At 35.7% G+C, this 23,044-nt stretch carries 18 protein-coding genes; 11 read left to right on the top strand and 7 right to left on the bottom strand.

Annotated elements, in window-relative coordinates:
* Window positions 1–341 precede the first annotated feature (341 nt).
* The 3 genes from AC3IS6_RS17290 (at window position 342) to AC3IS6_RS17280 (ending at window position 2,557) form a co-directional block, all read left to right on the top strand.
* A complete protein-coding gene (locus tag AC3IS6_RS17290; protein WP_489161191.1) occupies window positions 342–1,334 on the top strand; it encodes a fumarylacetoacetate hydrolase family protein in 993 nt (330 codons plus the stop codon).
* A gap of 320 nt (window positions 1,335–1,654) precedes the next feature.
* Window positions 1,655–2,107: a DUF1569 domain-containing protein gene (locus AC3IS6_RS17285; protein ID WP_489161190.1), complete on the top strand. Its 453-nt coding sequence runs from the start codon at window positions 1,655–1,657 to the stop codon at window positions 2,105–2,107.
* 15 nt (window positions 2,108–2,122) lie between these two features.
* On the top strand, window positions 2,123–2,557 hold the full coding sequence (locus AC3IS6_RS17280) for a nuclear transport factor 2 family protein (RefSeq protein ID WP_489161188.1): 435 nt from the start codon (window positions 2,123–2,125) through the stop codon (window positions 2,555–2,557).
* 7 nt (window positions 2,558–2,564) lie between these two features.
* Here AC3IS6_RS17280 and AC3IS6_RS17275 read toward each other — a convergent pair whose 3' ends face one another.
* Both AC3IS6_RS17275 and AC3IS6_RS17270 read right to left on the bottom strand, forming a co-directional pair.
* Window positions 2,565–3,209, bottom strand: a complete 645-nt coding sequence (locus tag AC3IS6_RS17275) for an endonuclease III domain-containing protein (protein WP_489161186.1) — start codon at window positions 3,207–3,209, stop codon at window positions 2,565–2,567.
* A 48-nt stretch (window positions 3,210–3,257) separates the two neighbouring features.
* Complete coding sequence (locus AC3IS6_RS17270; protein ID WP_173967088.1) at window positions 3,258–4,124, bottom strand: alpha/beta hydrolase; 867 nt, start codon at window positions 4,122–4,124, stop codon at window positions 3,258–3,260.
* 139 nt (window positions 4,125–4,263) lie between these two features.
* On the opposite strand from AC3IS6_RS17270, the gene AC3IS6_RS17265 reads away from it, so the two are divergent.
* The 6 genes from AC3IS6_RS17265 (at window position 4,264) to AC3IS6_RS17240 (ending at window position 13,868) form a co-directional block, all read left to right on the top strand.
* On the top strand, window positions 4,264–5,691 hold the full coding sequence (locus AC3IS6_RS17265; RefSeq protein ID WP_489161184.1) for a glycogen synthase: 1,428 nt from the start codon (window positions 4,264–4,266) through the stop codon (window positions 5,689–5,691).
* The gene (locus tag AC3IS6_RS17260) at window positions 5,681–6,961 is read left to right on the top strand and encodes a glucose-1-phosphate adenylyltransferase (RefSeq protein WP_173967086.1); all 1,281 of its coding nucleotides are present in this window, start codon (window positions 5,681–5,683) and stop codon (window positions 6,959–6,961) included. Before AC3IS6_RS17265 ends, AC3IS6_RS17260 begins: the two co-directional genes overlap by 11 nt.
* Window positions 6,962–6,997: 36 nt before the next feature.
* Window positions 6,998–8,902, top strand: a complete 1,905-nt coding sequence (glgB, locus tag AC3IS6_RS17255) for a 1,4-alpha-glucan branching protein GlgB (RefSeq protein ID WP_489161182.1) — start codon at window positions 6,998–7,000, stop codon at window positions 8,900–8,902.
* Window positions 8,903–9,100: 198 nt separating this feature from the next.
* Window positions 9,101–11,500, top strand: a complete 2,400-nt coding sequence (locus AC3IS6_RS17250) for a glycoside hydrolase family 31 protein (RefSeq protein WP_489161180.1) — start codon at window positions 9,101–9,103, stop codon at window positions 11,498–11,500.
* Between the two features lie 88 nt (window positions 11,501–11,588).
* Window positions 11,589–12,401, top strand: coding sequence for a M48 family metallopeptidase (locus tag AC3IS6_RS17245; protein WP_489161178.1), 813 nt, complete (start codon window positions 11,589–11,591; stop codon window positions 12,399–12,401).
* A 147-nt stretch (window positions 12,402–12,548) separates the two neighbouring features.
* Entirely contained in the window at window positions 12,549–13,868 is a 1,320-nt protein-coding gene (locus AC3IS6_RS17240) for an MFS transporter (RefSeq protein WP_489161176.1), read from the top strand.
* A 372-nt stretch (window positions 13,869–14,240) separates the two neighbouring features.
* Here the strand turns inward: AC3IS6_RS17240 and AC3IS6_RS17235 are convergent, their stop codons facing one another.
* The 5 genes from AC3IS6_RS17235 to AC3IS6_RS17215 all read right to left on the bottom strand — a co-directional run bounded on the left by AC3IS6_RS17235 (window position 14,241) and on the right by AC3IS6_RS17215 (window position 19,084).
* Window positions 14,241–16,070 carry a serine hydrolase domain-containing protein gene (locus AC3IS6_RS17235; RefSeq protein WP_489161174.1) on the bottom strand — a complete coding sequence of 610 codons (1,830 nt, stop codon included), beginning with the start codon at window positions 16,068–16,070 and terminating at the stop codon, window positions 14,241–14,243.
* Between the two features lie 123 nt (window positions 16,071–16,193).
* Window positions 16,194–16,925: a head GIN domain-containing protein gene (locus AC3IS6_RS17230; RefSeq protein WP_489161172.1), complete on the bottom strand. Its 732-nt coding sequence runs from the start codon at window positions 16,923–16,925 to the stop codon at window positions 16,194–16,196.
* A 23-nt stretch (window positions 16,926–16,948) separates the two neighbouring features.
* On the bottom strand, window positions 16,949–18,010 hold the full coding sequence (locus tag AC3IS6_RS17225; protein ID WP_489161170.1) for a DUF4097 family beta strand repeat-containing protein: 1,062 nt from the start codon (window positions 18,008–18,010) through the stop codon (window positions 16,949–16,951).
* Window positions 17,994–18,533 carry an anti-sigma factor gene (locus AC3IS6_RS17220; protein WP_173967078.1) on the bottom strand — a complete coding sequence of 180 codons (540 nt, stop codon included), beginning with the start codon at window positions 18,531–18,533 and terminating at the stop codon, window positions 17,994–17,996. Before AC3IS6_RS17220 ends, AC3IS6_RS17225 begins: the two co-directional genes overlap by 17 nt.
* Entirely contained in the window at window positions 18,530–19,084 is a 555-nt protein-coding gene (locus AC3IS6_RS17215; protein ID WP_489161169.1) for an RNA polymerase sigma factor, read from the bottom strand. The genes AC3IS6_RS17220 and AC3IS6_RS17215 overlap by 4 nt, the downstream gene beginning before the upstream one ends.
* Before the next feature lie 286 nt (window positions 19,085–19,370).
* Between AC3IS6_RS17215 and lon the strand changes: the two genes are divergently transcribed.
* Both lon and porQ read left to right on the top strand, forming a co-directional pair.
* Window positions 19,371–21,824 carry an endopeptidase La gene (gene lon, locus AC3IS6_RS17210; protein WP_173967076.1) on the top strand — a complete coding sequence of 818 codons (2,454 nt, stop codon included), beginning with the start codon at window positions 19,371–19,373 and terminating at the stop codon, window positions 21,822–21,824.
* Between the two features lie 198 nt (window positions 21,825–22,022).
* The gene (porQ, locus tag AC3IS6_RS17205) at window positions 22,023–23,042 is read left to right on the top strand and encodes a type IX secretion system protein PorQ (protein ID WP_173967075.1); all 1,020 of its coding nucleotides are present in this window, start codon (window positions 22,023–22,025) and stop codon (window positions 23,040–23,042) included.
* Window positions 23,043–23,044: the final 2 nt, after the last annotated feature.

The following is a 23,044-nucleotide window of genomic DNA, read 5'->3' as shown; positions in this document are numbered from 1 at the left end:
ACACCTTTATGATGGGCAGGTTGTGAGTGTTACCTGTGGTTACCAATATTAGACTCCTAGCGGAGTTACTTTAAAAAGTTTAACAGCATCTGATTGAAATGAACTTCGCGTCTTTGTGACTTGGAGAGCAAAAGAAAAGTTTAGCAAACTCATTAAAGAGGAAAGATAAGACTTCTATAAATTTTAATAATGGTTTTGTAGATTGTTAGATTTGAACTAATTTTGATAAAATATAAAGTAATAATTATTCAAAATATAAAGCTTTTTTTCTGTTTTTTTGCATTTATAAGACTTCTAATGGACTTGTAATTGTTGAATTAACCAAATAATATATTAATCATATGAAATTAGCCACTCTAAAGGATGGATCCCGCGACGGACAATTGGTAGTAGTAAATAGAGCATTGACAAAAGCAGTTTTGGTAACGGAAATCGCCAAAACTATGCAAAATGCATTGGATGATTGGAATGTCATCAAACCAAAATTGGAATTTGTATTTCAAGAATTACAAGAAAATAAATTAGAAAATGCCTTTGTATTTGAAAGTAATAATGTTATGGCTCCCATTCCGCGAGCTTATCATTGGGCAGACGGAAGTGCTTATGTTACGCATGTAGAATTGGTGCGCAAGGCGCGTAATGCAGAATTGCCGGAGACTTTCTGGACTGATCCTTTGTTGTATATGGGAGCTTCGGATGCTTTTATTGGTGCAAACGATGATATTTTGATCGAAAATGAAGAATGGGGAATTGATTTTGAATCGGAAGTTGCAGTTATTACAGATGATGTCCCTGCGGGTATCAATGCGACAAATGCAAAAGAACACATAAAATTGATTGCATTGGTAAATGATGTGTCACTTAGAAATTTAATTCCTAATGAATTGGCAAAGCAATTTGGTTTTTACCAATCAAAACCTTGGACAGCTTTTAGTCCTGTCGCTGTTACACCAGACGAATTAGAAAATGCTTGGGATGGAGGTAAAGTGCATTTGCCGCTTATATCGGTTTTAAATAAGCAAAAAATTGGATCACCAAATGCGGGAGTTGATATGGTTTTTGATTTTGGTCAATTGATTTCACATGCTGCTAAATCACGTTCTTTAATGGCAGGAACAATTATTGGTTCCGGTACAGTTGCCAACAAAGGAAGTCTTGATGGTTCAAGTTGTTTGGCTGAAGTACGCTGTTTGGAGATTATTAAAGATGGAAAAGCTTCGACACCGTTTATGATTTTTGGTGACCGAATAGAAATCGAAATGAAAAACAGCAAGGGAGAGTCTGTTTTTGGTAGAATTGATCAAGTTGTTTCACAATACATCCCGATAAATTAGTAAGGATTAAGCGGGAAGGTTTCTCCATCTTTGTTTTTTTGAATGATGACAGAGATAGATAAATTAAATTCGCAAGGATTTGCATAAAGTTCGTAAAGTTTATAATCATGGCTTTGCGAACTTTGTGCTTTTATCCTTTTTTACACTGTCCTCTTGGCGCGGTTAAATTAAGATTATTACAATTGTCCAGCAGGAACTGCAAGGCGGCGTACAATTGAAATTTTAAATTTTTCTAATTTGGATTTAATAATTACACTTTATTTCGAAATTTTTATATTTTTACTTCAAGATTTTTAACTAATTTTTAATAATAAGATGCGATGAAAAATGTTTTTTTAAAGGAAGATTGTGATGAGTTTGTAAAGCGTATCAATTTGCTTGAACCGGAATCAAAAGGTCTTTGGGGGAAAATGGATGTGGCGCAAATGCTGGCACATTGCAATGTTTCCTATGAGATGGTTTACGACGATATTCATCCAAAACCAGGTTTCTTTTTGAAGTTTATTTTAAAGACATTGGTTAAAAGTAAGGTGGTAAGTGAGACACCGTATAAACATAATAATCCCACTGCATCTCAATTTATTATAAATGATAGTCGTGATTTCGATCTTGAAAGAGATAGATTAATTGCTTACATTAATAAAACGCAATTGTTGGGTGAAAAAGATTTCGACGGTAAAGAATCGCATTCTTTTGGTAGGTTAACTGCGACAGAATGGAGTAATATGTTTGCTAAACACTTGGAGCACCATCTGAGTCAATTTGGAGTTTAATTTTATATTTTGTCTATGAAGGAATTTTACACAGTGATTTTGTTATTTTTAGGACTAATTGTAAATGCACAGCAACAGGAAGTTCAGCAGAGTATCGAAACCTTTTTTGAAGGATTTCATGAGAGAGATACCGTAAGAATGAAATCTGTTTGTGCAGATAAGCTAGTGTTGCAGTCTATTAGTGAGAGTTTGGTTAAAGGAAACAAACTTACAGAGGAGAACTCTGGTAAATTCTACAAATCAATTGCTACAATTCCATCTAATATTAAATTTTCTGAAAAGATTTTAAGTTACAATATTCAAATTGATGGAACAATGGCGCATGTATGGGCACCTTATCAGTTTTATGTGAATGATAAATTGAGTCATTCGGGGGTAAATACTTTTACTTTGTTTAAAGAAAAAGACAGTTGGAAAATAATATATTTGATCGACACTCGAAGAAAATAGTCGTTTTTTAGGCTATTTCAGTTGCAAAGTAGTGACAGAAGTCTGCAATTGTACATTCTTCACACTTAGGTTTAGGCCTGCAGGTTTCCCGGCCCAAAAAAGAGATTGCCATCCCAATTTCAGACCAAATAGATTTAGGTAAAACCTGCATAAGGTCTTTTTCTGTTTTATTTCCATCTTTACTCTCTTTGATAATTCCAATTCTCGGAGCAACACGAATGACATGTAAATCGGCAATAATGCCTTCTGCAGGCTGATGCGTTTCGCGGAGAATGACATTGGCTGATTTTCTTCCAATTCCTTTTAAAGCTGTCAATTCTTTCATAGTTAATGGAATAGCATTATCATTTTGAAGGGTTTTTGCAATTTCCAGAAGCCATTGTGCTTTTGTAGGGTAATTTCGAACCTTGCTTATGTAAGGAATGAAAGTTTCCGAATCGGTTTCGGAGAGACTTTTCAGAGTTGGATACTTTTCAAATAAAGCCGGCGCAATTTTATTGATATTGGCATCGGAGTCTTGGGCTGATAAAACGACCATTACCAGTAATTGATAGGTATTTTGATATTCTAAAGGATGTCTCTTGCCCTTATATTTGCTTAGAATAGGTTCAAGTTTTGTTTCCCAGTCGGTTGTCTCTCCAAATAAGTTCATTTTTATTTTCTTTAGAATTAAACAATATAAAATGTAACTATCACAAAATTAAGATGTTTTGATGAAATCTAGTGTTTTTTTGATGACATTTTGATTGCCTAGTATTTTTCGGTGTCCTAAACCTTCTGTTAGATGCAAAGTTCCGTTTTCCAGTTGTTTGTGAATGTGAATTCCGGCTTTTACTGAAACTTCAGGGTCATCGTGATCGTGAATCACCAGTACAGGTATTTTAACTTTTTTAGCGGCTTTATAGGCTGAAAAGTCATCCATTTTTACTTGGTATTTCTCTTCAAAATGGGCACGCATACGTTCACTGATTTCTTGTTTTAATTCCAGTTTTGCGACAAAATCGTCCAGTATATCCTGTACAATATCACCACTGCCAATTATTATTGCTTTTTTTACCTGTAATCCGTCTTTGATTGCATTTAGAACCGACATTCCGCCTAAGGAGTGACCTATAGCAAATTCAAAAGGGCCAAATTGTTTTTCGATTTCTAAAATAGAAGCAATAAATTCAGACATTATAGTACTTTTTCCTTCAGATTTTCCATGTGCCGGAGCATCAAAACTTACAGTCGAATAACCATTTTTTAAAAGTTCATCGGCTATTTTGAATAATTGAGTGCCTCTTCCTGACCAGCCGTGTACCAGTAAAATTTTGTGGTCGCTTTTTCCATACTCGTAGGTAACAACACTTTTATTAATTGCAGGGACATAAATCGTTTTTTGAATACTTTTTTGCTCCATCTCCAGTTCGCGTTTTGGAACCTTATGTTTTATTGGGGTTGTGAAAAGTTTTGCAGCATAAGAGGTAACCAGTTTTGTCGAAAAAAAGGCACATATTTTAGCGGATACAATAATAAATCGGGGAATTTTTAGAGATTTAGTAGGATTATTTTCCTTTTTTGTCATATCAATAAATTTTTTTTGAGGGCTGGACTTTGTTTATTTTTTCCTAAATTTAAAAAAACATAAAAGTAGCACATTAATAGATGTTTACTGAAAAAAATAATTCACAAAATAGTATTTAATACGCATATAAATCTTAAGAATGGAAATATTTCACATCAGTGCAGAGTGTTATCCAATGGCAAAGGTTGGTGGTCTGGCCGATGTGGTTGGCGCATTGCCTAAATATCAGACTAATGCGGGCCATGACGTTCGTGTTGTAATTCCTTGTTATGACACAAAATTTAGGAAGGAAAATGAGTTTGAATGTGTTCATTGGGGAAATGTTAAGCTTGGGAATTTTAATTTTCCGTTCAGTGTTCTAAAAGAAACGACAGACAAGTTGGGTTACGAATTGTACCTGATCGAAATTAAGGAATTGTTCGATCGTCCTAATGTTTATGGATATGAAGATGACATAGAAAGATTTATATCATTTCAGATTGCAACTTTAGATTGGATTACTGCACGAAATATGATTCCTGATATTTTAAATTGTCACGATCACCACACCGGATTAATTCCGTTTTTAGTAAAATATGCTTATAAATATAAAAGTCTCAGCAAGGTACGAACTGTAATTACCATACACAATGGTTTGTATCAGGGTTGGTTTGGTTTTGATAAATTGCATTATTTGCCTGAGTTTGACCTAAGGCATGTTGGTTTTTTAGAATGGGATCATTCCCTTAATTCATTGGCGGTAGGAATCAAGTGCGCTCATGCCGTAACCACCGTTTCTCCAAGTTATCTGGACGAAATTAATAATGCTGCTAATGGGTTAGAAGCATTGTTTAAATCCGTAAGGTATAAATCAAAGGGGATTTTAAACGGGATTGATTTTGAAGTTTGGGATCCTGCCAAAGATCAAATGATTGCGAGTAATTATTCGATTGAAACTTTTGAGATCGGGAAGCAAAAGAACAAAGAAAAATTGTGCGAGCAGTTTGAACTCGATTCATCAAAACCATTATTCAGCTTTATAGGTCGTTTGTTTGAAGAAAAAGGAGGAGATTTATTGCCACAGGCCTCTGCACTGGCGTTATCTGAAAATTTTGAAAGTATTAATATACTGATTTTAGGATCAGGGAACTCGGTAATTGAAGAACAGTTGGTTCAATTGCGAAATGATTATAACGGAAATTACAACGTTTTTATTGGTTATAATGAAGAATTGGCGCATTTGATTTATGCCGGATCCGATTATATTTTAATGCCTTCGAGAGTAGAGCCTTGTGGTTTAAATCAGATGTATGCATTGCGTTACGGTACAGTTCCGATCGTGAGAAGAACTGGTGGGCTGAAGGATACCGTTATTGACTTTGGAGACGATGGTAACGGAGTGTGCCATGATCAGGCCTCTGTGGGAGATATTTGCTACTCGATAAATCGTGCCGTGAAATTGTACGAGGATCAAATTAATTTTAAGAAGATAAGAGCGAAAGGAATGGCGACAGATCATTCCTGGGAGCGTGTTTGCCAAGAATACATCGAGATATACAACCTAATAATTGAGAAAAATGAAATTTAAGAAGAAAAATGTAGTTGCCATTATTTTAGGAGGAGGACAAGGATCACGTTTGTTCCCGTTAACAGAAACCCGATCAAAACCTGCAGTTCCGATTGGTGGAAAATACCGATTAGTAGATATCCCTATTTCAAATTGTATTAATTCCGATATTTTTAAAATATTTGTTCTGACACAGTTCAACTCGGCATCTTTAAACGCGCATATCAAAAACACTTTTAACTTTAGTATTTTCAGCCAATCCTTTGTAGATATTCTGGCTGCAGAGCAAACTCCCGATAATCCAACCTGGTTTCAGGGAACTGCCGATGCTGTCAGACAATGTATGTCTCACTTTTTGAAACACGAATTTGATCATGCTCTGATTTTATCGGGGGATCAGTTGTATCAAATGGATTTTAACGAAATGCTTGAAGCCCATATTGCGGCAGATGCCGCCATCTCGATCGCTACATTACCTGTAAATGCTAAAGACGCGCCTGAATTTGGAATTCTTAAAACAAATCATGAGAGTTGTATAGAAGCTTTTATAGAGAAACCCGATGCTTCGCTATTACCGGAATGGGAATCTGATGTAAGTGAACATATGAAGGAAAAAGGTAAAAAGTACCTGGCTTCAATGGGAATTTATATTTTTAACCGACAATTGCTGGAAGAGCTGATGGCAGATCCGGAAACAAAGGATTTTGGAAAAGAGATCATTCCTCAGGCTGTTGGAAAACATAAAATTCTGAGTTACCAATACGAAGGATATTGGACGGATATCGGAAATATTGAATCCTTTTTTGAGGCTAATATTGGTCTAACGGCGGACATTCCGGAATTTAACTTGTTTGATAATGATAATAAAATTTTTACAAGACCCCGATTGTTACCGCCGTCTAAATTTAGAAATTCAACCATTAACCAATCTCTGATTTCTGAGGGATGTATTATTAACGCCAAAGAAATTAAAAGTTCAGTCATTGGAATCCGTTCCAGAATTGGAGAAGGAACCATACTGGAGAATTGTTATGTGATGGGGAATGATTTCTATCAGGATTTAGACGAACTGAATCATGAAGCAACCATCAATAAAATTCATGTTGGAATTGGTGAAAACTGCTTTATACAAAATGCACTGATCGATAAGAATGTCAGAATTGGAAACAATGTTCATATTAGCGGCGGTAAACATCTAGATAATTTTACTAACGAGCTGTACAGTATCAAAGACGGTATTGTTGTGATTAAAAAAGGAGCAGTTCTCTCTGATAATTTTAGAATTGAATAAAAGACTTAAAATTAATTATTGCCTTAAAAACCAAATATGTCTAAAGTAATCACACATTCTCTCTTTACTGAATTTGATATTGATTTATTCAAAGCGGGAAAACACTTTCAATTGTACGAAAAATTAGGAGCACATTTAATTGAAGTTGATGGTGTAAAAGGAGTGTACTTTGCCGTTTGGGCTCCTACAGCACAATCGGTTTCTGTTGTGGGGGATTTTAATTACTGGACACAGGGTGAACATCTTTTACAGGTACGCTGGGATTCTTCGGGCATTTGGGAAGGATTTATTCCCGAAGTTTCAAAAGGAGCTTTGTACAAATATAAGATACAATCGAATATTGACGGAATTGTGACCGAAAAAGCGGATCCCTTTGCACTATATTGTGAAAAACCGCCTCATACCGCTTCGGTTGTCTGGGATTTGGATTATAAATGGAAGGATGACAATTGGATGCAATCGCGCCGGGAGAACAATGCATTAGATAGACCACATTCTGTTTACGAAGTGCATCTGGGTTCCTGGAAACGTGGCGAGCACAACCGCTTTTTAACCTATTTGGAACTGGCCGATGATCTGGTGGCCTATGTAAAAGAAACCGGTTTTACTCATGTCGAATTTATGCCGGTGATGGAGTATCCTTATGATCCTTCTTGGGGCTATCAACTAACAGGATATTTTGCACCGACTTCGCGTTTCGGAAAACCACAGGATTTTATGGTGTTGGTTGACAAACTGCATCAGGCCGGGATTGGTGTTATTTTAGACTGGGTGCCCTCACATTTTCCTGATGATGCACACGGTTTGGGTTTCTTTGACGGATCACATTTGTACGAACATCCGGATCGTCGAAAAGGCTATCATCCTGATTGGAAAAGCTTGGTGTTTAATTACGGACGTAATGAAGTTCGTGCTTTTTTAATTAGCAATGCTGTTTTTTGGTTACAGTACTACCATGCCGATGGTTTGCGGGTGGATGCCGTTGCCTCGATGTTATATCTTGATTATTCCAGAAACGAAGGAGAATGGGAGCCAAATATTTATGGAGGAAGAGAAAATCTGGATACCATAAGTTTTCTTAAAGAATTTAATGAGGTTATTTATGCTAATTTTGATGGAGTTCAAACCATTGCAGAAGAGAGTACATCGTTTCCAATGGTGTCCAGACCAACGTTTACCGGTGGTCTAGGTTTTGGAATGAAATGGATGATGGGCTGGATGCATGATACTTTAAAATATTTTCAGAAAGAAACCGTCTATCGAAAGTACCATCAGAACGATTTGACCTTTTCGATGACCTATGCTTTTACTGAGAATTTTATGCTGCCTTTTTCGCATGACGAAGTAGTGTATGGAAAAAAATCAGTTGCCGGTAAAATGCCGGGTGACGAATGGCAGAAATTTGCTAACTTGAGATTGTTGTACGGTTATATGTTCACACATCCCGGTACTAAGTTATTGTTTATGGGATCTGAGTTTGGGCAAAGTGATGAATGGAATTTTGAGAAAAGTCTGGATTGGCATTTGCTGCAATACGATTACCATTCCGGAATAAGAAAAGTCATTACAGATTTAAATCAGCTTTACAAAAACCGTCCGGCGCTGTATGAAAAGCAATTTACAGGAGAAGGTTTTGAATGGATCAATTATTCAGATCATCAGAACGCTGTTTTGTCATACATCCGAAAAGGGAATAACCCTAAAGAAAATCTGGTTATCGTTTGTAATTTTACACAGGTTGTGAGAGAAAATTACAGAATAGGTATTTCGCAGAAAGGCGAACTGCAGGAGGTTTTTAATAGTGATGCTGTTATTTATGGAGGAAGCGGTGTTGGAAATTCTCAGGAATTAAAAATAGAAGCATCACCTTATGATGGCAGGGATTATTCGGTAGCATTAAATTTACCGCCTTTAAGTGTAACCGTTTATTCTTTTGTATAAGCGGGAGATTGCTTCCTGAATGTCATTTTATCAGTTTCACGTTCTTAAATTATCGATTTGTTTATTTTTTAAGAGGATATTTAACAGCCATTCAGGAAAAACGTTTTCGTGAATAATCCTTTTATTCATAGAGGGTTATAAAGTTTTTTTGTATGTTTGGAAGAGAGATTAGCGTTGTACAATTAATACAAAATCGATATGATTACTAATACAGCATTAGAATATAAAGGCGACTTATATCCTTCAAAAATTATTTCGCATGAACATGAAGGAGACTCTATTTTTTTTCATACCAATAACAAAGTAATCTTAAAAGTCACTATTCTTAGAGACAGTTTAATCCGGTTTCGTTTTACTACAAAAGGATATTTCAGCAATGATTTTTCGTATGCCATTGATAAAACGCAGCTTCATGGTTACAATTTTCTGGAGCTTACCGAAGAAGAAACGTATTTTCAAATCAGGACCAGCAAGGTAAAATGCAAAATTCAAAAAGCAGATTTGCGTCTGGCGATTTATGATTTGAATGATTTCCTGATTCTGGAAGATGAACTTGGTTTTCATTGGGAAGAAAGTTACGAATACGGAGGCAATATTGTAAAAATGAGTAAATCCTCTAAAGATGGAGAATGTTTTTACGGTTTGGGAGATAAGGCAACACAGATGAATCTCAAAGGCAAGAGGCTTGAAAACTTTGCCACAGATCAATATGCTTATCAAAAAGAACAAGATCCGCTATACAAAGTAGTTCCGTTTTATATTGGTTTGCACAACAAACAATCTTACGGAATCTTTTTTGACAATACTTTCAGGACCTTTTTTGATTTTTGTCAGGAAAGAAGAAACGTTACCAGTTTTTGGGCTGAAGGTGGAGAAATGAATTATTATTTTATCTACGGTCCGCAAATGCAGGACGTAGTAACCACTTATACTGATTTAACAGGGAAACCGGAATTACCACCGCTATGGGTATTGGGTTATCACCAATGCAAATGGAGTTATTATCCCGAAAGTAAAGTAAAAGAAATCACCTCAAAATTCAGAGAACTAAAAATTCCGTGTGATGCCATCTATCTTGACATTGATTATATGGAAGGATTTCGATGTTTTACCTGGAACAAAAACTATTTTCCGGATCCCAAAAGAATGGTCGCTGAATTGGCCGAGGACGGATTTAAAACCGTAGTCATCATTGATCCTGGAATCAAAATAGACAAAGATTACTGGGTGTATCGGGAAGCATTGGAAAAAGATTACTTCTGTAAAAGAGCCGATGGTCCTTACATGAAAGGTAAAGTCTGGCCGGGTGAATGTAATTTTCCTGATTATACAAATCCTGCAGTAAGAGAATGGTGGGCAGGCTTATTTAAAGAATTAGTTTCAGAAATTGGAGTCAAAGGGGTTTGGAACGATATGAACGAGCCGGCTGTTATGGAAGTTCCAAATAAAACATTTCCCATGGATGTACGTCACGTATACGACGGAAACCCGTGTAGTCACAGAAAAGCACACAATATTTACGGTACACAAATGGCCAGAGCTACCTATCATGGTGTTAAACGTTTTGCCTATCCGAAACGCCCGTTTGTAATCACAAGATCGGCTTATTCAGGAGCACAGCGTTATACTTCTTCCTGGACAGGAGACAATGTAGCGACCTGGGAGCATTTATGGATTGCTAATATTCAGGTGCAACGAATGAGTATTTCTGGAATGGGATTTACCGGTTCAGATATTGGAGGCTTTGCCGAACAGCCTACGGGTGAATTGTACGCCCGCTGGATACAGTTAGGCGTATTTCATCCGTTTTGCAGAACGCATTCGTCGGGAGATCATGGCAATCAGGAGCCTTGGGCTTTTGATGAAGAAGTTATCAACATTACTCGCAAGTTTGTGAGCCTGCGTTATCAGTTGCTTCCTTATTTGTACACCATGTTCTGGCAGTATATTGAGGAAGGCGTTCCTATGTTAAAACCGTTAGTGTATTACGACCAGGAAGACACACAAACGCATTACCGCAATGATGAATTTATCTTTGGGAATCAAATTTTGGTATGTCCGATCCTTGAACCTAATGCTGTTGGGAGACGTATGTATATCCCAAGAGGCGAGTGGTACAACTATTGGACCAACGAATTTAGCGTGGGAGGAAGAGAAGTGTGGATTGATACTAAATTTGATGAAATTCCGGTTTTTGTAAAGGCAGGTGCTATTATTCCGAAATATCCGGTACAGCAATACGTTGGTGAACTTGAATTTGATGAATTAACACTTGATTTGTATTTTAAACTAGGTAAAGAAAAGTCGGTAGTATATGAAGATGCACAGGATGGATACGATTATAAAAAAGGACGTTACAGCTTCTTGTCTTTCAGTACTATTGGAAAAGAAAAAGAACTGATCATTCAGTTACACAAAGAAGGAAAATACGATACACCATACAGTAAATACAAAATCAATTTAATAGGATTGCCGTTTATAGTGACTGAAATTGAAATAGACAATGAAAAAGTACCGTTTGACAAAATTGATTTAGAACGAAATCAATTTTTAATCGTCGAAAAAGGATTTACGGAGCTTCATATTAGTGGTGAGTAAAGAAATCCTGATATTTTTTTTGATAATTATATAAAACAAGAAAAAAATAATAGTTGTATTTTTGTGTGTTGTTATAAATACCACTATTATGAAAAAATATTTAGTATTAGGCCTTTTTGTCGTAATTCTGGCGGGCAGTTGTGCGACAAATCCAATTACAGGAAAACAGAATCTGAATTTTGTTTCCAATAGCGAATTGTTTCCTTCTTCGTTTCAGCAGTACAACACCTTTATTGCCGGAAACAAAGTGATTACAGGAACAGCAGATGCCAAAAAAGTAGAAGCTGTAGGAGGAAGAATTAAAGCGGCAGCCGAAAAATACCTGATTTATTTAGGGCAATCGCAATATTTGAAAGATTACCGCTGGGAATATAAACTGGTAGACAATAAAGAGGTAAATGCCTGGTGTATGCCGGGAGGAAAAATTGTGGTGTACTCCGGAATTTTGCCAATAACACAAAATGATTCCGGTTTAGCTACTGTTATGGGGCATGAAGTTTCGCATGCTTTGGCCAATCACGGAGCACAAAGAATGAGTGCCGCACAATTACAGCAAATAGGTAGCGTTGCTTTAGGAGCAGCTACAAGCGGCAAGACACAACAAACACAGGAGATATTTGCACAGGCATACGGTCTAGGGACTCAGGTTGGTGTAATGCTGCCTTTCAGCCGAGGCAATGAAACCGAAGCAGATAAAATAGGTCTGACTCTGATGGCAATTGCAGGTTACAATCCGGATGATGCCATTTCGTTCTGGAGCAGAATGTCGGCGAAATCTGGAGGAGGAAGCACACCGGAGTTTATGAGTACGCACCCGTCTGATGCTACAAGGATTGCCAACATAAGAGCTTTAATACCGGAAGCAAGAGCAACAGCACTTAAAGTTGGAATTATTAAATAAACATTTTCATCGTAAATATTACAAAGCTATTCTTTTTAGAGTAGCTTTTTTTTTGGGTGATAATTTATTAATACACGATTTAGCGAAAATTGATTTGATTATGATAAAAAAAAGATAAATTCGTAGCCTGTTAACAAAACCATTACTATGAAAAACCTGCAAAAAGGAGATAAGAAGCTATTGAATGCCTGGGCATTTTACGATTGGGCAAACTCCGTTTATACACTAACTATCGCATCGGCAGTATTCCCGATTTTTTATGAAGCTTTATTCTCAGACCGTGACCATTATATTGATGTATTTGGCATGCACCTTAAAAACTCAGCCTTAATTAGTTTTATAACCGCAGCGGCTTTTCTAGTAGTATCTTTTATATCCCCTTTGTTATCCGGAATTGCGGATTATGTAGGAAATAAAAAAGCATTCATGAAATTCTTTTGTTATATGGGAGCCTTGTCCTGTATGGGGTTATACTGGTTTGACCTCGGCAATATTTATGTTGGATTGGCTTTTTACTTTTTTGGACTGTTGGGATATTGGGGGAGTCTGGTTTTTTACAATTCCTATTTACCGGATATCGCTTTTGAAGAACAGCAGGATAAAATTAGCGCCAAAGGATATTCAATGGGATATATAGGTAGTGTCATTTTATTGATCATCAATTTATTGATGATTATGAAACCTAAACTTTTTGGTATTACAGGTACTGATGGAGAGGCTGCGATGAAAGCAATGCGTTATTCGTTTATTATGGTTGGAGTCTGGTGGATTTTATTCAGCCAGTATACTTATTTTTATTTACCAAAAGGAAGTAAAGCTAGTGGGCAAAAATTAACAAGAGCTGTTGTTTTTAATGGTTTTAAAGAGTTAAAGAAAGTTTGGGCTTTGCTAAAAGAAAATATTCCTTTAAGAAGATATTTAAGCGGATTTTTTGTTTCGAGTATGGCAGTACAAACTGTAATGCTTGTGGCTACTTATTTTGGAGCACAGGAAATTCAGTGGGCAACTAAAGAAGACAGTACGATCGGATTAATAAAATGTATTTTAATTATTCAGTTAGTAGCTGTTGTTGGGGCTGTTTTAACTTCAAGAGCTTCTGCTAAATTTGGAAATATTCCGACCTTAATTTTTATAAATAGTATTTGGGCTGTATTTTGTGCTCTGGCTTATTTTATAGTATTACCGATGCATTTTTATGTTATGGCTACCGTTGCCGGATTTGTGATGGGAGGAATTCAGGCTTTATCCCGTTCGACTTATTCGAAACTATTACCCGAGACAGAGGATACAGCTTCCTTTTTTAGTTTTTATGACGTAGCCGAGAAAATCGGAATTGTAATCGGAATGTGTGTTTACGGTATCATAGATCAAATAACAGGAAGTCCACGTGCCGCAATTGTAATTTTGGCCGTCTTTTTTGTTACTGCAATTTTCCTTTTAAGAAGAGTACCAAAAAAGGCACTTTAAGTAAGGATAGGAGTATAAAAAATAACACGAATTGCACGAATTGTCACTAATTTGTTTGTGGAATTCATTTCACAAATTAGGAATAACGGATTAAAATTTATGTGAATATTATTTTAACACATAGATATAGTTAAAAATGCAGGGGAAGGCGTTTCACTTCAAATAAAACATATATCACTATGTGAAAGAAATTTATTTCTTTTGTATCCTCTTTTGAGAATTAAAATCTATGTTTCTATGTGTTAAAAAATTTAGTGTTCCAATCATTAAAACATTGATTATAGCTTAGTAGGTGGACAGAAACATAAAAAAAAATTCCATGAATTGACACTAATTTGTGTAAATTCGTGGAATTCGTGTTTTACTTCAATATTATTTAGACTTAAGCTGCGTATTGATTTTTGAAAGCATTTGCGCAGCATTTTCATTTTTAGGATTTAGCTCCAGCGATTTTGAATAATTTTCTTTGGCAGGACCCAATTGACCAATTGCTTCATAAATTTCGCCCAAACTGTCAAAAGCATTTGCTGAATTTGGATGTTCAGTGCAATTAAGTTTAAAGATCTGAATTGAAAGATCTGTTAGTTTATTACTGAATAAGGTGTATCCTAAAGTATTGAGATCATCTTCAAAATTATGACCAGGATATTTTAATCTTAATTTTTTAAACTCATTTAAAGCAGTTTCAAACGTATGCTCACTGAATAGTTCTATTAACTGCGTTTGTGGCGTTCTGATTTGTTCCAGAGTAAGATGTAAAAATCGGGTTGTATCCGTTGAACGGGTGATGGTTATGGCTTGTAGTTTATTATTAAGTAAATTAAAATGTATCTGATTGGGATAATTATCAATTTTAAAAGTGTTATTTCCCAGATAATACATTCTTGTTTTCTCGGTATCAAAATTTTCTTTTAAAAATGGAGAGCAGAGATAAAGTAAATTATCTTCTTCAATTATTTTAGACGTTCCCAATCCGTCATATCCGTAGAGAATTTCAGTATAATAACCTTTTATAGCTTCTTTTAAGTGGGATGGAATTGTGATAGGATGCGTTTTGATTGGTTTTGACCAGCCAAGTTTTGTGATAACTTCTTTTTCGATATAAGCCATTACAGGAAGCCTGTTAGGTTTATCACCATTGGCTAAAACGGCAATCCCGTTGCCATTTTTCATTGTGGCGAGTAAATCGCCTCCGGTTCCGGTGTTAGAACCATCATGCGAGAACCAGTCCAGATTTCCGTATCCCAAACTTCTCTGCCAGCCGTAACTCCAGCCACGGGGACCTTTCATGGTAACAATGTTTGTAACCTTGGTTGCCACAGCTTTCGAAATTACTTTATTGCCTTTTCCTGCTATTGCTTTTTGCATTTCGATCGCAATTAAAGCCAAATCAACAGGGGTAGACCACAATCCCGAAGGCGCAACCTGAGGGGTTATAGGGATTCCCGTTCGGATTATTTTTCCATTATGGTTATGTACCTTGGCAACATTGGTTAGAAAGTCATTTTCATTAGGCTGAAGCATCGTTGAATTTTGCAGCTGTAGCGGATCAAGGAGATTTTCTTTTACAAGTTGTGCCAATGGCTTTTTGAAATGATTTTCGAGAGCACACTGAACAATTACATAACCGCCACCGCTGTATTGCCAGTCGGCTCCGGGTTTAAAAAGAAATTCAATAGGTTTTTTAGAGCGAGGTAATAATTTGCCTTGCAGACTCTGTTCAATAGTAGGAATCGAGTCTCCCTGATAATAATCTTCAAAACCACTCTGACTTGTTCCGGCAGTATGAGATAGCAGCTGTTTCCAGGTAACCGGGTTGTCTTTGGTGAAAGCACTGTTAGGCAATTGCCATGTTTTGAGGTCTTTTGAGATGGGAGCGTCAAGGTTGATTAATCCTTTTTCTTCCAGCATAGCACAAACAATGGCGACTATAGGTTTTGATATTGAGGCTGTAGAGAAAGCAGTATACTGATCGATTTTTTCCTCAGAATTTACAGCTTTAACACCCCATTGACTCGTCCAGATTATTTGGTAGTTCTCAAAAACAGCAACACTTAATCCTTTAAGATTGTATTTTGACATCATTTCCGTGGTGGTGCTTTTTAAGCTGTCCAGAGATTTGATTTTAGAAGTTGTTGTTATTTGGGCAAAAGAGAAGGTACAGGAGAAAACCAGAAGCGAAACTAAAAGAGTTTGTTTCATTAGTTTTAATTTTGGATGAATACAGGTTTTAAAAGATAAAGCTCAATAATAAAAGAAGAATAGTGCTGTTTGTTTTTTGATTTGATGATTGTAAAGTTCTTTTATTATTGAGCTTTTTTGAAATTATGCTTTTGAGATGCTTCCTGATCCCGAAACTTTTACATCACGTTTTTCAGGATTTCCACTGTATCTAATATCCCCTGAACCCGAAACTCTCGCGGTTAAACTTTCAGTACAGTTCACGCGAATGTCACCTGAACCCGAAATGGTTACATTTGTGTTTTTTGATTTAAGATTCGCTGCATCGATATCTCCAGAACCTGATAATTTAGTAATAAAGTTAGCAGTATTTCCTTTTAAGTTTACATCTCCTGATCCACTTAAATTTAATTCAAGATCGGTGGAGTTAAGAGCCAGATTAAAATTCCCTGAACCTGATAATTTTGCCAGGAATTTGTCGCTTTTGATAGGATCTTTTGATTGAATATCTCCGGAACCGGATAGCGTCAATTCAGATATGGTTTCAAAAGGGACCGTTACTTGAATCTTTTTGCCAAGGCTTGGTGAGAGATTAGAGCCTTTTTCTACATAAACTTTCAAAACATTGTTTTCGACTTCCACTTTTATGGCAGCCAGTAAATTTTGTTCTCCTTTTACTGTAATTTTTCCTTCTTTTCCTGCCACTAAATCCACATCAAAAAAACCGGAAACTTTTATAGCGTCATAATCAGAAGTAGTTCTGGTTTCAGTCACTACATTGCCATTACCTTTTATTTTTTTGTTGGACCATTGTGCATTTGCAATAGAACTGAATAAAAACGCACTGCAAATTAATAATTGAACTGATTTTTTCATTGTTTTTGGTTGTTTTAAGGTTATTATTTTTTGATTAATGTTGCATTGCCGTAGCTGGTCGTTACCGCTATTTTGCTTTGCCCTTTTTTCTTGTTGTAACCGCTTATCCTTTTAGAACTGCCCTTAGTTTCTGTTACCGAAGTATCCAATGAATTGTCATATTTGATACTTCCGTATCTGGTATTGATATCAAAATCAAAAGCAAGATTAGAACTGTATCCCAGTGATACATTGGTATAATTGCTGGCGATGTTTACATTTTTTTGTTTTTCAGTAAGAGTTTCCACATTTATTTTTGAATAATCAGTGTCAATATTCAGATTACCTGATAAATCTCCTACGGAAACACTTAGATAATTTCCGGAACCTGTCAACGAGTTGATTTTTTGCAGCTTAAAAGTACAATAATTACTATCGTATTTGATGTTTTGGCCTTCCTGAAGGATATACAAATCAGTATAATTGGCATCTATCGTTAAATTTCCGGACTCGTTTATCTTTAAGTTCGAATAACGTGCTTCAATATCTCCGCTTTTGATGTAATCAATGGTAGAGTTCTGACAATACCCCAGTTCAATTCGATTGTTTGAACCATTTAGTTTTCCCAACACTATCTTACCGTATTTACAGGTAATGTCAGTTGTAGATTCCAAGGTTAAAGCGGTAATATTTCCGTACTTATTATTAAGTTTTACAGTTCCGTTTTTAGGAATTTTAATGACATAATTAATTTCGAAAAAATTAGCGCTTCCTTTACTTTTTAAAGACGAATTACCAATGTTTGTAATGGCAGTAACCATTGACTTAAGAGCGGTAATGTCGACGTCAATACTGTTGAGCTTTGCGTTAACCCAATCTTCATTTTTACTGGTAACCTTAATGGTAATGTCAATGTCAATTTTATCCTCATTCCAGGTACTGACCGTAATGTCACCGTATTTGTTATCAATATCAATACCTGCGTTCGAATTCACGATGTAGGTTTTTTTTATGTTCTTTTGCTTAGTACTATAATTATCGTCATTTGAGAATCCTAAAAAAGGAAGCAAAAGAAATAGGATGAGTATGTTATAATGTTTTTTCATGTGTAGTGTTATTTTTAAAATTTTCATTTTCTTCAATTCGTTGTAAAACAGTTTGTAAAAAGGAAATTCGGGTTTCCAGATTACTGATCATGGCATAAATAATTTGTTTGTTTTCGCCATTCTTCTGCAATTCGTTTATAATTTTAGCATAATCGGCGTCGAACACCTTCATTTGTTTTAAGGCATCGCTAATAATCTGCTCATTTTCAGGAGAACTTTTTTCTTTTAATTTAACTAGCTCATTATCGATTAAAATACTGAATATCGAATCGGTTCTTTGCGCTTCCTTCGAAGCAAACTTATACTGTTTAGGTTCGTGGTAACTGTTGTAAAATAAAGACACACTCAACAGTACCACAATTGAAGCAGCAATTGCCCAAACCGTATGATTTTTCTTTTTAGGTTGTTTTTGGTTTAATTTATTTAAGAAATTCAGCTGATGGTCGGAACTTAGTTCCTCTACATCCCATTGATTCTCAAATTTTTTGAATAATTGATCTAAATCGTCATTTTCCTTTTTCATATTTCCTCTAATTTTTTTCGTAAACTTTCTTTTGCCCTGCTTAGCGTTGTTCGGCAATTAGCGTAACTAATGTTTAAAATTTCGCTAATTTCCTCCTGATCGTAACCCTCAATATAAAACAGGGTTAAAACCATCCGGTAATTGTCTTTCAGGTTTGAAATTGTATCTAAGACCTGTTTCACTTTAAGCGAATTCATGTCGATGTTTTCGCAAAAAAAACTGTCGTTTTCCTCTATTTTGTAAAGGGTCTTGCTTAAATCTTCTGCCTGGAAAGCATTATTCTTTTTATAAAAATCAATACTGTAATTGATAATTATTCTTTTTAACCACGCACCAAATGCTACTTCTTGTTTATAGTCATTGATTTTTGTAAAAGCCTTTAGAAAACCTTCTTGCATGACGTCTTGCGCAAAATGTTCATCTTTCACAATGCGGAATGCCACATTGTACATAGCTTTACAATAACGATTGTAAACTTCAAACTGAGCTTTTTGGTTGTTCTCCTTACAAAGCGTGATTAATTCTTCGATATTCTGGTTATTTATACTCAAGTAATGGTTGCTAGTTTTTAATAATGACTTTGCTTTTTTTGGTTTGTTACACTTTTGATAAAATTAATTTTATTTTTTTTCAAAATAGTTCTCTTTCTTGTATTATTTGGCTCCTGTGGCTTAATTTCAAAACAGTCTTTTTTGGTTTTGGCATAATGATTGTCTATTTTTACGGCTTATCATGTAAACGAAAGACTTTACATATTTATAGTAGAAACTACCGTATGTACTGTTATATTTACGGCTGGTATGAAATATTTAATGACAAAACGACTTATATACTATTATGTCAAACCATAAAATACTTACAATTGACAATCTGTCACTTCAGGAATTTGATTCAGAGGCAGATTTGATTCCATTATTAACTCCGGAAGACGAAGAGGAAATGAACAACGAGGAACTTCCACTCTCGTTGCCTATTTTGCCGTTGCGCAATACCGTTTTATTTCCGGGAGTTGTGATTCCAATTTCAGCAGGAAGAGATAAATCAATCAAATTAATTAATGATGCCAATGCCGGTGGAAAAATTATTGGTGTAGTTTCTCAGATTAATGAAGAAGACGAAGATCCGTCCAAAGATGATATTCATAAAATTGGAACCGTAGCCAGAATACTTCGCGTTTTAAAAATGCCTGACGGAAACGTAACTGTAATTCTACAAGGTAAAAAACGCTTTGAAATTGATGAAGTGGTTTCAGAAGAACCTTATATCACTGCTACGATCAAAGAAGTTTCGGAAGAACGTCCGGCAGAAGATGATACGGAGTTTAAAGCGATTTTAGATTCTGTAAAAGAACTGGCGATTCAAATTATAAAAGAGAGTCCAAACATTCCGTCAGAAGCTACTTTTGCGATTAAAAACATTGAAAGCCAATCGTTCTTAATCAACTTTGTTTCTTCTAATATGAACTTGTCTGTAAAAGAGAAGCAAGGTTTGTTGTCTATAAATGGATTAAAAGATCGTGCGCTTGAAACTTTGCGTTATATGAACGTTGAGCTGCAAAAATTAGAACTGAAAAATGACATTCAGTCAAAAGTTCGTTTTGATTTAGACCAGCAGCAGCGTGAATATTTCTTGCACCAGCAAATGAAAACCATTCAGGAAGAATTGGGAGGTGTTTCGCAGGAGGAAGAAATGGACGAAATGGGGCAGAAGGCCAAAGCTAAAAAGTGGGACGAGAAAACGCAGAAACATTTCGAGAAAGAACTGTCTAAAATGCGCAGAATGAACCCACAATCACCTGATTTTGGAATTCAGCGCAACTATTTGGAATTATTTTTAGAATTGCCTTGGGGCGAATATTCTAAAGATAAATTCGATTTGAAACATGCACAGAAGGTATTAGATAAAGATCATTTTGGACTTGAAGAAGTAAAGAAAAGAATGATTGAACATTTGGCTGTATTGAAACTTCGTAATGATATGAGATCGCCAATTATATGTTTAACAGGGCCTCCGGGAGTTGGTAAAACTTCTATTGGACGTTCTGTTGCCGAAGCTTTAGGACGTGAATATGTACGTATTTCTTTAGGTGGTTTACGTGATGAAGCTGAAATCCGCGGACACAGAAAAACCTATATCGGTGCTATGCCAGGGCGAATCATTCAAAGTTTGAAAAAAGCGGGAACTTCTAATCCTGTTTTTATTCTGGATGAGATTGATAAATTGTCAAGCGGTAACAGTGGAGATCCTTCTTCTGCTTTATTAGAAGTATTAGATCCGGAGCAAAACAATGCTTTTTATGACAATTTCCTTGAAATGGGATATGACTTGTCTAAGGTAATGTTTATTGCAACTTCAAACAATATGTCAGCCATTCAGCCAGCTTTGCGTGACAGAATGGAAGTGATTAAAATGTCCGGTTACACTATTGAAGAAAAAGTGGAAATTGCTAAAAGACACCTTTTTCCAAAACAATTAGAAGCACATGGATTAACTACTAAAGATTTGACTATTGGTAAAAAACAATTGGAAAAAATCGTAGAAGGATATACACGTGAATCCGGAGTTCGTAACCTTGAAACTAAAATTGCTCAGGTAATTCGTAATGCAGCAAAATCAGTTGCAATGGAAGAGGAGTACAATAAAAAAGTAACCGACGAAGATATCGTGAAAGTTTTGGGTGTACCAAGACTGGAGCGTGATAAATATGAAAACAATGATATTGCCGGAGTTGTTACAGGTTTGGCCTGGACAAGTGTTGGCGGGGATATTTTGTTTATTGAGTCTTTAATTTCTGAAGGAAAAGGAGCTTTGACTATTACCGGAAACCTTGGTAATGTCATGAAAGAATCGGCTACAATTGCTTTAGAATACATTAAAGCCAATGCTAAAAAACTAGGTCTGAGTGTTGAATTGTTTCAAAAATACAACATTCACTTACACGTGCCGGAAGGAGCAACACCAAAAGACGGACCAAGTGCCGGTATTGCAATGTTAACTTCTTTAGTTTCGTTACTGACACAAAAGAAAGTAAAGAAGAGCCTGGCAATGACAGGAGAAATTACATTGCGTGGTAAGGTTTTACCGGTAGGTGGAATTAAAGAAAAAATTCTTGCAGCCAAAAGAGCTAATATTAAAGAAATCATCTTATGTCATGAAAACAAAAGTGATATTGATGAAATTAAAGAAGAATACTTAGAAGGACTTACTTTTCACTATGTAAAAGAAATGAGCGAAGTTCTGGCTTTGGCCTTGACCGATCAGAACGTTAAAAACGCAAAAACACTGAAATAAAGGTTTGAAAATTTCAAAATACAAAATCCAAATTCCAATCTGAGCAATCAGTTTTAGGATTTGGATTTTTTTATTGGAATTTAATCTGAGCGATCAGTTTTGGAATTTGTAATTTATTTTTATTGTAATTTATTTTTATCAATGATATAATTTTATCTTCGCACTTGCGTTATCCCCCTATAGGATCGCCCCAAAAGAATGTTAAAACAATTTGTTTTATTTTTATTAGTATCGATTTGCTCCATTAGTTATGGGCAAATAGGAGGGCGCTACACCTATCAGTTTTTAAATTTAACAACCTCGCCGAGACAGGCGGCATTAGGAGGCAAAACGATAACGATTTACGATGAAGATGTCAATCAGGCTATGTCAAATCCGGCAGCTTTGAATGAAGACATGGACAATCATCTTGCGATGAATTATGGAAGTTATTACGGAGAAGCTTCTTATGGAACTGCTTCGTACGCTTATACTTACGACAGGCATGTGCAGACGTTTTATGCAGGAGTAAGTTATGTTAATTATGGTTCATTTGAAGGTTATGATGAAAACGGACAGGCTACCTCAAATTTTACGGGGAGTGAGGGCGCACTTTCATTGGGGTACGCTTACAATGTTCCGTTCACCGATTTGCATATAGGTGCAAATATGAAGTTAGTAACTTCAACGTTAGAGAGTTATAATTCTATAGGAGGTGCAATTGATTTAGGTTTTTTGTATGTAATTGAAAAAAATGACGTAAATTTGGCTTTAGTAATACGCAATATTGGTACACAATTTACCACGTATTCAGGAATTAAGGAAAATTTACCATTTGAAATCGTGGCAGGAGTTTCGCAGGAATTAGAGCATGTGCCCCTTCGCTGGCATCTTTCATTAGAAAATTTGCAACAGTGGAATATCTCTTTTTCGAATCCCGTTCGTGGAGAAACCGGCATCGATGGATCAACAAGTAAAGAGAAAGTTTCGTTTGTCAATAACGCTTTGAGACATGTGGTTTTTGGAGTAGAACTTTTTCCAAAAAAAGCATTTAATTTGCGTTTAGGATATAATTTTAGAAGGGGAGAAGAATTACGGGTGAATGAACAGCGTAATTTTTCAGGTGTTTCGGTAGGATTTGGTTTAAAAATGAATAGATTAAAATTTAATTATTCGTATTCCAGATATACATTGGCAGCAAATACAAGTCTTTTTGGTCTAATTTTAAATTTTCAATAATG

Source organism: Flavobacterium sp. KH_035 (assembly GCF_057839565.1).
The sequence above is the reverse complement of the archived record's forward strand: the minus strand, read 5'-3'. Positions and strand labels throughout refer to the sequence as shown.